Source organism: Pantoea sp. X-Soil-ISGK-275 (assembly GCF_059730795.1).
Genome location: NZ_AP035976.1, coordinates 1,023,678 through 1,034,864, shown reverse-complemented (window position 1 = coordinate 1,034,864; position 11,187 = coordinate 1,023,678). Strand labels below are relative to the sequence as shown.

The following is an 11,187-nucleotide window of genomic DNA, read 5'->3' as shown; positions in this document are numbered from 1 at the left end:
AAAAAAACGAGGCCGAAGCCTCGCCAAAAAGATGCCAGCCCTCAATCGTAATAAGGAAGTTTACGATCGACACCGTTAATGTTGACCAGCACAAAGCCCGTCGGCGCCGTTTTGTTGGTCGGTGTGCCGGCTGCCGTAGCGACAGTTAGCACCCCTTTCTCGTTCGCCCCAATTCCCGCCAATCCGTTATGCAGACCAAAACGTGCCGCCGGCTTGAAGCCGCCCATTTTGGTGGTATCGGTCACCACCGAGAAGTCCTGCTGGAACAGCGAGCAGGAACCGGTATCGAAACGCGTTGGACCGGTACATTTCAGGTTCAGCATGGTATCGCCACTGTTGGCGCGCAGTTTTACCCACACCGCCGCATAGGTGGTGCCGACGCGGCTGTAGCGAATATCCAGCACCGCAGGTTGCCCCATGTGATAGGCATCGGCCCACACTGTTTCCAGGCGCTGCAGATTGACCCAGGTTTTACCGGTCGCCGCCACGTTGACCGGCGAACCCGCTGTGCCGGTGGGCTGAGTCGCATCCGCTTTACCAATAAACTCCATTACCCACTGCTGGTTGGCGTTCGGGAAGAACAGCTGTCCGACGCGATACCAGTTATCGGTATCGGTGTTATTGGTAATTTTGTAGCCACTGTAATAGCCGGCGCGCAGCGATCCGGTCATAAAGGTGCCGTAGTTTTCGTCGCGACGATAGCCATATTCAAAGGTGGACAACCAACGTCCGGCGGCAGCATCCAGGCTGAGTTTCGCGCCGGATTGCAGGTTGAGCTGGCGGATCACCACGCGCGCATTGTTGAGGTTCAACGGCGTGCCGCAATCCTCAATGTTCAGCGTATCCACCGTCCAGCCGCCGTCAGAGAGATCGCCCGGATTACGCGTGTGCTCGATCCACACGTTACGAATAATTCCCTGCGTCACACGCGGCATGTAGAGCGTGGCGTCGCCGTAACCGGTCTGGAAGTTACAGTTACACAGCTCAATCGCCGTGGAGTGATCCCACGCGCCTTTCGGCGAGTTTGACCAGCCAACATCAAACACGCGCGCGTAGGTATACAGGGTGTAAATCTGGTCGAATTTACTGTCGAGGGTATCCAGCACTTTAATCACCGTACCGCCGTTATTCTGCGCGCGGAAACAGTAGATATTGACGGTGGTGCCTTCGATGCAGGTGTTTTCGAAGAACGGCTGCACGTTGCTGCACATATCGGAGGTGATGGTGCTTTTGTTGGTGGTGATATCGGCCGATGCCTGGCCGTTCCACGCGATTCCTCGAATTGAGGTACGACGCGCCTTCACCTTGAACACCGTGTTGGCACTTTTGTCGGAAATAATGGTGGTACGCGGCAACGAACCCAGCTCCACATCATCGCCTTGCAAACCAAAGAAGGCGCGCTCGGTGCCGCTGATGTCGATCGGGCTGATCAGGAATTTACCGCCAGGGAAACGCACCGGCAACGCGGTGATATTGCCCGAATAGCTTTGCGTCCACGCTAGCATGCGGTTAAAGGCGTCGGTATCGTTGGCGTAACCATCGCCTTTGGCACCGAAGTGATACACGTTGATCTCCGACGGATCGTTAATCACGCGTTTCCAGTAAAAACCGTTACCGATCACCAGCGTACCGCCATCTTCGACCGCCGTTGTGGTGCCGATAAAACCGGTGAAATCACCGCCACCGTGGAAAGTGGAGTCCGCGTTGTAGCGACGTAAGAATGCCAGATCGCCGTTTTTGGCCGGAACAGTGGTGCGCAGTTCTGCGTAAGAGTTAACTTCGATCATTTTAGCCTCCTCGGCTTTTCGGGTAGGTAATGCAAATGCAAGTGAGCAGCGTTAGTGAGCCGGTTGGCCGCAGTGCTGATCCCAAAGATCGTTGTGATTGTTGATGGCGCGCACGGTGCGAACGTCCATGCGCTCGGCGTCATTGCCGTGGGTGTAAATCGGGGAAAAAAGGGTGCAGGCTGAGTCGATGACGGCGGGAGCTTCAGGGCTGGTGGTATTTCGACTGCTGCAACTTGTCGCGAGCAGCAGCGTCATCAAGATTAAGGTTGCTGGCTTCCACACGTTTGGCCTCCTCGCGCAGCTGTTGCTGCTGCTGGTTAACCGCTACCGCTTGCGCCGCAGCTTTATCGGCGCGCTCGACGGCGGATTTGGATGCTTGCTGTACCTTGCCGATTTTCTTGCCACCGAAGTAGCTGGCGACCAGCGCGGCAATCACGCCCGCCAGCGCGGCCAGCCAATGCCAGCTGCCGCCGAGCAATGTGGTGAGAATTGTCATGCTTTTTCCTCCATGGCGATTTTCTGCTGGTTAAGGCCTTTCTGGCGGACGAACTGAGCAATAACGCCCATCGCCACCATAAAGGCCCCAATCAGCCCCAAATAGTTGTGCGGCAGAATCTCTTTCACATCGGGCGGCATGCTGTTCCAGGCATCAAGCGCAGCGCTGGGAAACGATTGCACCCATGCGCTAAGCATCGAACCGAGCGACGCCAGCCACACCGACCAGGTTTTGAATAACAGCCGCGCATGTTTGACGAACTCCAGCGTGGTGAAACGCTGCATGATCAGCACCACAATAATCACCAGCAGCACCGCAATAATAAAAATCAGCAATTTCAGATTCATAGCAGTCCCCGATAGATGTCATAGGTGCCACTGCGCATCACTTCGGCATGGCGCCGTGCGCGGCCCGAGGTTTGACGCGCCCACAGGCTATCGAGCATCGCGTTCGCCGCACTATTGAAGTCGCCCTGAGTAATCGCGGTGAGCATGCTGCGAAACATCGCCAATCCATCAATACCCAGCTGATAGCCCATGCTGATCAGCACATCGCAGCGCGCTTCATTGCATTTGGCCAGTGCCTGCTGCACCAGCGCACGTTGATGCATCTGCTGCACCTTGCCCTCAACAATGCACTGCTTCCACACATCGCCCACCGGACGCGGCACCTGGAAGATGTAGTTGCTGAGCGAGGCACCTTTTGGGCCGATGCGAATGCCGCCCGCGACCGTGGGAAAACCCAGTGTGTCGAGATAAGGCGCTTCGCGGTAACCCTCTTCGAAATTCAGGATGGCAATAATCTGGCTCATAGAAATTCCTCTTTGACGGGCGCAACAGTCCGAAAATGGCTGCGCAAAACAGCAAAAAAACATAAATTCCGCTGATCGTTTACAGCATTGAGCGCGTTGTTTGGTAAGCGAAACGCTCAAGAATGGTTAAACAGTGAGCAACAATGGAACGTTCCGTTTAAAACTGGGGAAAGTGATGCAGGTTTAGCGCACGGCGTACAAGTAAACGTGGGGCAAACAGCAGTTATCGACGCTCGCTTGCGCCTGCTGAACGCGGGCAGGCGCTAACACGGCGCAATCCACGCGCGACAGCGTCTGGCGCTGGCAGATGCGTTCAGCAGTACGTAGGGTGACATTTTCGTATTCGATGCCGAGTGCGCTATCGATGCTGCGCTTAAGGCGGCTGAGGGATTGACGTCGCCGATGGCGGCGTGTGCGTGCATTGCCGGTAAATACTGACTTCCCATATTGGATAATCGCCATAACTCCTCCTGTTAATGAGTCTTAGGCGATGGGGTGGCAGGCATGGCGATGCGGCTGATGCCGACGCGTTCGCTGTTCCTCCGGAAAATACTCGACGTCAACTCGCCCGGCTGCATTCGCGGCCAGGGTGAAGTAGAGGAGAGTGAAAAACAGAGGGCAACTGACAACGCTGCAAAGTGCGTATCCACCCCATCCCAAAGTTCACTAACTTTGGATGGTATGTATCGCGCTTGTGCAGCGCCTCAATTGTTTAAGAGCGGGCTCATCCGTGAGCAGATATGTTGTCCATCCATGCTCAAATTATTAACAGGTTCTAATGCATTGGCAAACACCAATGGTTAATTTTTTATTTACCAGCAGTTAAATTTATGATTTCAGCCAAAATATTTTTTTGTCGCAATCTGGCGTTTTGTGATCAGCCCAGTATTTGATAATCCCGCGCCTGGCTCATGATCACCCGCGCCACCACTTGCAGCGTCCTGGCTTCTTCCAGCGTGAGATACCAGGTTTCATAGCGCTTATTATCGGAGATTACCGCGACCTTTTTGTGCTGAAGTTGCAGGCGTTTGAGATAGAGCTGATCGTCAAGCGTGAAAAGATAAATGCCATCGCCGTCGAAGCGATGCACGCTGATATCGACAAACAGCTGATCGCGCGGCGCGAAGGTGCCGGCCATCGAATCGCTGTTGAGTGCGATGAGGCGAATATTCTCGGCCGGGCGGCCGTTAAACAGCACCCGCGCCTCTTCCAACCCATATTCAATGGCTTGAATGGTCTCCACCAGTTCATCGCGCGTAGAACTACTGCGCACGCCGTGCTGGCCGATATCCAAACTCTCAACGCGAAACAGCTGCTGTGGATCGACTAAACTGCGCTGCGTCAGCAACGCGGCCGGTTTTTCCATGCCAAATTGCAGCCACTCAACGCGCACGTCGAGTAACTGGCTAAGCGCCAGTAAATTATTATCATCAGGTATCGATTGTCCGTTAAACCATTTCCACACCCCCGGCGTTGAGATCTTGCATCCCCTTTCTTGCAGCGCAAGCGCAACCTGTTTGTTTCGTCCATGTCCGACAATTCCCGCGCTTTCGCATGCGGCAATCAGCCTGGCAGTGAATGCTTGTCTCGTACTCTCTTTTTTAACCATCAGTTAATAATCTGCCTTCAGTAAAAGACTGAATGTTATTTTCATTTTTGCTACCAGTTCATTTTATATTACCGGCAGTTTACTACCCAACCGCTTTTATCAATGAAGCTGGACAATCATTATCGCTTTCGCTTAGGCCGAAACCAGTGTTCAGTGCTATATCGCTTGTTCTGTCAGGAGTTTTCAGGATTGTTCTGTAACTATAAGACCAGCATCTAAAGGAAAAAATGGGTGAAAAGCCGCGAGCCCGCCATAGATGACAGAAATAAATCAAAAAGCTCTTGGAATGAGTGGATCGAAAGCAAAAAAAATGGGCACCGTTTTCGGTGCCCATTGTCATGCAGAGGCGAACATTAACGACGCAGCGTATCGTCGCCCCAACCTATCCATTTGTAGGTGGTCAACGCTTCAAGTCCCATTGGACCGCGCGCGTGCAGCTTCTGCGTGCTCACCGCCACTTCGGCACCCAGACCAAACTGGCCGCCGTCGGTGAAGCGCGTGCTGGCGTTAACGTATACCGCCGATGAGTCAACCTGGTTGACGAAGCGATTGGCGTTGCCAATGCTGCGCGTCAGAATGCCATCAGAGTGCTGCGTGCCGTGTTCACGTATATGCGCGATGGCTTCATCGATATCCGCCACCAGCTTAACGTTCAGATCGTTGGACAACCATTCGTCATCATAATTTTCTGCTTGCACCGCCACCACCTCGACAGCACCGTTTTGCAGCAGCGCCAGCACATTTTCGTCGGCGTGCAGCGCAATCTTCTCTTGCGCCATACGTTGCAGGAAAGCCGGAATGAAGTTGTCCGCCTGACCGCGATGGATCAGCAGCGTTTCCAGCGAATTGCAGGCGCTTGGACGCTGCTTCTTGGCATTAACGATCACTTCCAGCGCGGCCTCAGTCTCCATGGTTTCATCAAGATAGAGATGGCACACGCCGATGCCGCCGGTGATCACCGGAATGGTGGAGTTTTCACGGCACAGCTTGTGCAAACCCGCGCCGCCGCGGGGGATCAGCATATCGACGTAGCGATCGAGCTTCAGCAGCTGATTCACCAGCTCGCGATCCGGGTTTTCAATCGCCTGCACCGCCCCCGCCGGTAAACCGTGCTGGGTCAGCGCATTCTGGATCACGCGCACCGTGGCGGCGTTGGTGCGATAAGTCTCTTTGCCGCCGCGCAGAATCGCCGCGTTACCGGTTTTCAGGCACAGCGATGCCACATCAACAGTCACGTTGGGGCGCGCTTCGTAAATCACGCCAACCACGCCGAGCGGCACGCGACGACGTTCGATGCGCAAGCCGCTATCGAGCTGGCCGCCGTCAATCAGCTGACCAACCGGATCCGCCAGGCGACACACCTGACGCACGTCATCGGCAATGCCTTTCAGGCGCTGCGGGTTGAGCGTCAGGCGATCGAGCAGCGCTTCGCTCATGCCGTTTTGGCGCGCATCCGCCAGATCCTGCTCGTTGGCCGACAGAATGTCCGCGCTTTCCGCTTCCAGACGATCGGCGATGCTCAGCAGCACCTGATTTTTTTGTTCGGTGGAGAGTTCCGCCAGTTTGTACGACGCAGCACGCGCCGCTTTACCCATCTCTTCTAACATCATCCGCTCCTTAACTGACGATCATGTCGTCGCGGTGCACCGCTACCGGGCCATATTCGTAACCGAGGATCTCGCCGATTTCCTGGCTGTGATGACCGGCAATCATGCGCATGGCATCGCTGTTATAACGCGTGACGCCGTGGGCGATATCGCGCCCTTGCAGATTGCGAATACGGATTACTTCACCGCGCGAGAAATTGCCCTGCACGTCACGGATGCCTTTTGGCAGCAGCGAACTGCCGCGCTCCAGCATCGCGGCCAGCGCGCCATCATCAATGGTGATTTCGCCTGCCGGCGGTGCGCCGAAGATCCAGCGCTTACGGTTCTCCAGCGGCGACTGCTGCGCGTGGAAACGCGTGCCGACCGGTTTGCCATGCAGCACATCGCTGATCACGTCCGGACGGCTGCCGGCGGCGATGATCACATCAATGCCGGCGCGGCAAGCGACGTCCGCCGCCTGCAGTTTGGTTGCCATGCCGCCGGTTCCCAAGCCGGATACGCTGCCGCCCGCGAGGGTGCGTAACGCATCGTCAATCTGTTGCACGTCGCTGATCAACTCCGCTTCCGGATTGGTACGCGGATCGGCGGTGAACAGCCCTTGCTGATCGGTCAGCAGCAGCAGTTTATCTGCGCCACCGAGCATAGCCGCCAGCGCCGACAGATTGTCATTGTCGCCCACTTTAATTTCGGCAGTCGCCACCGCATCGTTCTCGTTAATCACCGGCACGATGTGGTTGTCGAGCAGCGCACGCAGCATGTCACGCGCGTAGAGAAAACGTTCACGGTCCTCCATATCGGCGCGCGTCAGCAGCATCTGCCCGATGTGAATGCCGTAAATCGAGAACAGTTGTTCCCACAGCTGGATCAAACGGCTCTGCCCCACCGCAGCCAGCAGCTGCTTTGAGGCGATGGTAGGTGGCAGTTCGGGGTAACCAAGGTGTTCGCGTCCGGCAGCGATTGCGCCAGAGGTGACGATAACAATGCGATGGCCTGCCGCGTGCAACTGCGCACACTGACGAACCAACTCCACCATGTGCGCCCGATTCAACCGACGCGAACCGCCGGTGAGGACACTAGTTCCCAACTTGACCACAAGGGTCTGACTGCCACTCATGTTTTTCCTGCCATGTAAGAAAAAAATCTGCGAAGGGACGTTTTATCAGGAGTGAGCAAGGAAGCCAACAACAGCAAGGGGAAAAGCACAAAAATCCCCTGACAATGCGGTAGACCAAAAGTTCGCGATTAACAAGAAATCCGAAAAACTGTCATAAAACGTTCATCACCACCCGGTAAAAAGTTCCGTGTTTTACAAAACCTTTCACGGGTACAACAAATTTTACTCATTGGGATTGATAGCAAAATGAAGAAGAGCACACTGGCATTAGTTGTATCAGCGCTGGCACTGGCTTCCACCGCAAACGCCGCAGAAGTGTATAACAAAGACGGTAATAAACTGGACTTCTACGGCCGTGTTAAAGCTGAACACTACTTCAGCGATAACGCGTCAAGCGACGGCGACAAATCTTACGTGCGTATCGGTTTCAAAGGCCAGACGCAGATTAATGACCTGATGACCGGTTACGGTCAGTGGGAATATCAGTACAACGTGAACAACTCTGAAGGTTCAGACGCCAACGCTGGCAACAAAACCCGTCTGGGCTTTGCTGGTCTGAAATTCGGTCAATACGGTTCATTCGACTACGGTCGTAACTACGGCGTACTTTACGACGTAGAAGCCTGGACTGACGTATTCCCAGAGTTCGGCGGTGACGGCACGGCGCGTACCGATAACTTCATGACTGCGCGTGCAACTGGCGTGGCCACTTACCGCAACAGCAACTTCTTTGGTCTGGTTGATGGCCTGCGCTTCGCGCTGCAATATCAGGGCAAAAACGACGCCACCAGCGCCAACGCCCGTGGCAGCATCACCGATACTTCGCGCCAGAACGGCGACGGTTACGGTGCGTCACTGGGTTACACCATCGCTGACACCGGCATCAGCCTGATGTCTGCCATCACCTCTTCTGACCGTACTAACCAGCAGCAGCTGCAAGCGCTGGGTAGCGGTGATAAAGCGGAATCATGGGGCGCGGGTATCAAATACGATGCTAACAGCATCTACCTGGCTTCTATCTACACCGAAACCCGCAACATGACGCCAATCGGCACGCGTGGTTTTGCTAACAAAGCGCAGAACTTCGAAGTGGTCGCGCAGTATCAGTTCGACTTCGGCCTGCGTCCGTCCCTCGGCTATATCCAGACCAAAGGCAAAGACATCGAAGGGATCGGTGACGAGGATCTGGTTAAATACATCGACGTGGGCATGACTTACTACTTCAATAAAAACATGTCGACCTTCGTGGATTACAAAATCAACCAGCTGGATGACAACAACAAGCTGAACCTGAACAACGATGACGTTGTGGCGGTTGGCCTGACGTATCAGTTCTAAGCAGTAAGCTGTACCCTCGCTGTGTCTATAAAAAAAGAGCCGGCTCATCACCGGCTCTTTCCTGTTTAAACCCTTAAATACTGATTAGGCGCTCAATTTCACCGGCTCTTCTTTAAAGCCTTCCGCCGGACGCAGATCGAGTTTCTGTTCCAGCAGCATCGCTTTCAAGCGCTCATGGAAATTACGCAGCGTGCTTTCCACTTTGGCATTGTTCTCTTTGCCTTTGATGGTTGCCGTGCCCCAATCACCCGCTTTATCAAACAGGCCAAAATGATATTCGTAAGTGAAGTGATCTTCATAGGCTTCCAGCGTCATCCACCAGCCCCAAAACTCACGTAGCTCTGGTGCAGGCTTAACATTGACACACGCTGCCAGGCAATCGAAGAAGAAGCGTGTCTCTTCGCATTTGCCTTCACGGATATACGGCCCCAATTCGGTGAAGCGCTTAAGCAGGCGACTACGGGGGTGACCACTCGGTAATGTCATCTCTTTTCCCTTAACCCTTTAAATTGCACTTCCAGCTTTCCATTAAACCTAAAAATGGAAAATCCCGGATATAAGTAGTAGCAGAGTTCAGGGATTTCGCCAGCTAGCTTTTCAACTGTTTTGCCAGCCAGTCACAAATTTGATTCAGCGCTTTGTCAAAACTGGCAAAAACCGGCTTGGCAGGAATCGCCAGCGTCTTGCCCTGCGAGGAGGAGTTAGCGATTAACTGCGCGTCCGCTTCCGGACCGAAAATATCATCCGGCCAATAAGCCGCCAGCATCGGCGTTGACGTGCGGCGACCAAGTAGGCCTTGCACCTTCAGGGAATAACGATTGAGCTCAATGCGCAGATTGCTGTCCGAAGTTGACGACATACCGAGGCGGCTCGCCAGCATATCCATATACATATCCGGCAGCTGCTGCTGTTGCTGCGCATCGACAAACACGCTGTGCACCATCGCACCCAAAGTCGCTACCGCGCGGACTCGCGGCACTTCCAGATAAGCCAGACGCGTCGCCACGTTGGCACCGAAACGGTAGCCCAGCAGCGCCACGCGTGTGTGATCGATCCACGGCACATTGCTCAGTTCACGCAGCACCTGCTGATGCACCTGGCTGGTGTCCTGATTGAGCATCCATTTGCTGCTGAAGCCTACCGACGGCATATCCAGCGTCAGCATGGCGATACCGCGCGGCGCGAGATAGTCATGGAACAGGCGATAGTGATCGCTTTGCAGCGAATCAAGCCCACCGCACAGCAGCACCGTGGGATATGGCGCTTCGGCCTGCGCTGGCATGTGCAGGAAGCCGATTACCGGACTCCCGCCGCTCATGGGGAAGGTCAGGGATTTCAGTTCGCCCGGCAGACGCTGCGTGGCCTCTTCGTAGGCGCGATTGGCCAGCACCTGCGCCTGATCCGCCAGCTCATCGCCTTTAATATAAGGATAAGCCGCGAGGCTGAACAGATTGGCGGCGTGTAACCAATGCTGACCGGCGTCGTCATGGTTCTCGCTTTCTAACGCGCGCTGCTGCCAGATGGCTGCCTGCTTCGACCACTCGTAATTCCAGTTGCCACCGCGATAACCAATCACAGTATCGAGCAGGGCTTCATTGGTGCGCTCAAACTCGCTCACCGCAATACGCGCCAGCACTTCGCTGATCTCCTGCGGCGACAACCCGCGCCACGTCCACAGCAACTTGTTCAGCATGCGATACCAGCCGCGCTGCGTATCGCCTTCGAGGGCGTTATGCACCTGCACGGCGGCGTGATGCTGGCGGTGCACTAATGAGGAGGTTTCCGGGTGTTTAAAACGCGGTTTGAACAGTTCTTCGCTCAGGTTTTTATCAGACATCTCAGCTATTCTCCTGCCAACAACGTGGCGATGGCTAAGAGTGTACTGCACCCGTGATACGCGCGCGAGGCGCAGAAAGCACAACGCCCGGCATAACCGGGCGTTGTTTGCGATGCATCAATCAGGCGCCTTTGACGATTGGCGGGATGTAGACCACGCCCATGTCCCACGGCTGCTCGATCCAGGTGTTCTGCGGGATATCGACAATGTAGTCGTCCACCAGCGCGCGGCCAGCTGGCTTGGCGAAGATGGTGCAGAAACGCGCTTTTGGATACATATCGCGAATCGCCTGCGCGGTGCCGCCGGTATCCACCAGGTCGTCAATGACGATGAAGCCTTCACCGTCGCCTTCAGCACGCTTCAGCACTTTCATTTCGCGCTGATGATCGTGATCGTAGCTGGAGATGCACACGGTATCGACATAGCGAATACCGAGTTCACGCGCCAGCAGCGATGCCGGAACCAGACCACCACGGCTTACCGCGATGATACCTTTCCACTGTTCCACAGGAAGCAGGCGCTGGGCCAGTTTACGGGCATGGATTTGCAACATGTCCCAGGTTACGACGTATTTTTCGCTCATATAAA

The 11,187-nt window shown here is 55.0% G+C and carries 13 protein-coding genes; 2 read left to right on the top strand and 11 right to left on the bottom strand.

Going from position 1 to position 11,187, the window contains the following annotated elements; genetic code table 11:
- Nucleotides 1–41 precede the first annotated feature (41 nt).
- The 5 genes from AC6I8A_RS04695 to AC6I8A_RS04675 all read right to left on the bottom strand — a co-directional run bounded on the left by AC6I8A_RS04695 (nucleotide 42) and on the right by AC6I8A_RS04675 (nucleotide 3,556).
- Complete coding sequence (locus tag AC6I8A_RS04695; RefSeq protein WP_312184103.1) at nucleotides 42–1,787, bottom strand: putative phage tail protein; 1,746 nt, start codon at nucleotides 1,785–1,787, stop codon at nucleotides 42–44.
- 202 nt (nucleotides 1,788–1,989) lie between these two features.
- Nucleotides 1,990–2,283: a hypothetical protein gene (locus AC6I8A_RS04690; protein ID WP_256695722.1), complete on the bottom strand. Its 294-nt coding sequence runs from the start codon at nucleotides 2,281–2,283 to the stop codon at nucleotides 1,990–1,992.
- Nucleotides 2,280–2,630 carry a DUF7940 domain-containing protein gene (locus AC6I8A_RS04685; protein WP_008108960.1) on the bottom strand — a complete coding sequence of 117 codons (351 nt, stop codon included), beginning with the start codon at nucleotides 2,628–2,630 and terminating at the stop codon, nucleotides 2,280–2,282. The genes AC6I8A_RS04690 and AC6I8A_RS04685 overlap by 4 nt, the downstream gene beginning before the upstream one ends.
- A complete protein-coding gene (locus tag AC6I8A_RS04680; RefSeq protein WP_256695721.1) occupies nucleotides 2,627–3,094 on the bottom strand; it encodes a lysozyme family protein in 468 nt (155 codons plus the stop codon). Before AC6I8A_RS04680 ends, AC6I8A_RS04685 begins: the two co-directional genes overlap by 4 nt.
- A 183-nt stretch (nucleotides 3,095–3,277) precedes the next feature.
- Nucleotides 3,278–3,556, bottom strand: coding sequence for a transcriptional antitermination N peptide (locus tag AC6I8A_RS04675; protein ID WP_256695720.1), 279 nt, complete (start codon nucleotides 3,554–3,556; stop codon nucleotides 3,278–3,280).
- A gap of 42 nt (nucleotides 3,557–3,598) precedes the next feature.
- On the opposite strand from AC6I8A_RS04675, the gene AC6I8A_RS04670 reads away from it, so the two are divergent.
- On the top strand, nucleotides 3,599–3,898 hold the full coding sequence (locus AC6I8A_RS04670; protein ID WP_256695719.1) for a hypothetical protein: 300 nt from the start codon (nucleotides 3,599–3,601) through the stop codon (nucleotides 3,896–3,898).
- Nucleotides 3,899–3,971: 73 nt separating this feature from the next.
- Here AC6I8A_RS04670 and AC6I8A_RS04665 read toward each other — a convergent pair whose 3' ends face one another.
- The 3 genes from AC6I8A_RS04665 to proB form a co-directional block, all read right to left on the bottom strand.
- A complete protein-coding gene (locus AC6I8A_RS04665) occupies nucleotides 3,972–4,703 on the bottom strand; it encodes a S24 family peptidase (RefSeq protein ID WP_305961163.1) in 732 nt (243 codons plus the stop codon).
- A 353-nt stretch (nucleotides 4,704–5,056) separates the two neighbouring features.
- Nucleotides 5,057–6,310, bottom strand: a complete 1,254-nt coding sequence (proA, locus tag AC6I8A_RS04660) for a glutamate-5-semialdehyde dehydrogenase (protein ID WP_256698374.1) — start codon at nucleotides 6,308–6,310, stop codon at nucleotides 5,057–5,059.
- Between the two features lie 10 nt (nucleotides 6,311–6,320).
- Nucleotides 6,321–7,424 carry a glutamate 5-kinase gene (proB, locus tag AC6I8A_RS04655; RefSeq protein ID WP_256695717.1) on the bottom strand — a complete coding sequence of 368 codons (1,104 nt, stop codon included), beginning with the start codon at nucleotides 7,422–7,424 and terminating at the stop codon, nucleotides 6,321–6,323.
- Between the two features lie 246 nt (nucleotides 7,425–7,670).
- Between proB and ompC the strand changes: the two genes are divergently transcribed.
- The gene (gene ompC, locus AC6I8A_RS04650) at nucleotides 7,671–8,762 is read left to right on the top strand and encodes a porin OmpC (RefSeq protein ID WP_176973048.1); all 1,092 of its coding nucleotides are present in this window, start codon (nucleotides 7,671–7,673) and stop codon (nucleotides 8,760–8,762) included.
- Between the two features lie 84 nt (nucleotides 8,763–8,846).
- On the opposite strand, the gene crl is transcribed toward ompC, so the two are convergent.
- From crl to gpt, 3 genes are all read right to left on the bottom strand, one after another.
- Nucleotides 8,847–9,248 (bottom strand): sigma factor-binding protein Crl, encoded by a 402-nt coding sequence (crl, locus tag AC6I8A_RS04645; protein WP_256695716.1) that lies wholly within the window; start codon nucleotides 9,246–9,248, stop codon nucleotides 8,847–8,849.
- A gap of 103 nt (nucleotides 9,249–9,351) precedes the next feature.
- Nucleotides 9,352–10,599 (bottom strand): esterase FrsA, encoded by a 1,248-nt coding sequence (gene frsA / locus AC6I8A_RS04640; RefSeq protein ID WP_497818100.1) that lies wholly within the window; start codon nucleotides 10,597–10,599, stop codon nucleotides 9,352–9,354.
- 121 nt (nucleotides 10,600–10,720) lie between these two features.
- Complete coding sequence (gpt, locus tag AC6I8A_RS04635; RefSeq protein ID WP_008108942.1) at nucleotides 10,721–11,182, bottom strand: xanthine phosphoribosyltransferase; 462 nt, start codon at nucleotides 11,180–11,182, stop codon at nucleotides 10,721–10,723.
- Between the last annotated feature and the right edge of the window lie 5 nt (nucleotides 11,183–11,187).

What these genes read in the sequence shown, in the direction of transcription:
- proA (WP_256698374.1), bottom strand. Translation starts at nt 6,310, where the DNA reads ATGTTAGAAGAGATGGGTAAAGCGGCGCGTGCTGCGTCGTACAAACTG.
- frsA (WP_497818100.1), bottom strand. Translation starts at nt 10,599, where the DNA reads ATGTCTGATAAAAACCTGAGCGAAGAACTGTTCAAACCGCGTTTTAAA.
- AC6I8A_RS04685 (WP_008108960.1), bottom strand. Translation starts at nt 2,630, where the DNA reads ATGAATCTGAAATTGCTGATTTTTATTATTGCGGTGCTGCTGGTGATT.
- gpt (WP_008108942.1), bottom strand. Translation starts at nt 11,182, where the DNA reads ATGAGCGAAAAATACGTCGTAACCTGGGACATGTTGCAAATCCATGCC.
- AC6I8A_RS04665 (WP_305961163.1), bottom strand. Translation starts at nt 4,703, where the DNA reads ATGGTTAAAAAAGAGAGTACGAGACAAGCATTCACTGCCAGGCTGATT.
- AC6I8A_RS04690 (WP_256695722.1), bottom strand. Translation starts at nt 2,283, where the DNA reads ATGACAATTCTCACCACATTGCTCGGCGGCAGCTGGCATTGGCTGGCC.
- proB (WP_256695717.1), bottom strand. Translation starts at nt 7,424, where the DNA reads ATGAGTGGCAGTCAGACCCTTGTGGTCAAGTTGGGAACTAGTGTCCTC.
- AC6I8A_RS04680 (WP_256695721.1), bottom strand. Translation starts at nt 3,094, where the DNA reads ATGAGCCAGATTATTGCCATCCTGAATTTCGAAGAGGGTTACCGCGAA.
- AC6I8A_RS04695 (WP_312184103.1), bottom strand. Translation starts at nt 1,787, where the DNA reads ATGATCGAAGTTAACTCTTACGCAGAACTGCGCACCACTGTTCCGGCC.
- crl (WP_256695716.1), bottom strand. Translation starts at nt 9,248, where the DNA reads ATGACATTACCGAGTGGTCACCCCCGTAGTCGCCTGCTTAAGCGCTTC.
- AC6I8A_RS04670 (WP_256695719.1), top strand. Translation starts at nt 3,599, where the DNA reads ATGGCGATGCGGCTGATGCCGACGCGTTCGCTGTTCCTCCGGAAAATA.
- ompC (WP_176973048.1), top strand. Translation starts at nt 7,671, where the DNA reads ATGAAGAAGAGCACACTGGCATTAGTTGTATCAGCGCTGGCACTGGCT.
- AC6I8A_RS04675 (WP_256695720.1), bottom strand. Translation starts at nt 3,556, where the DNA reads ATGGCGATTATCCAATATGGGAAGTCAGTATTTACCGGCAATGCACGC.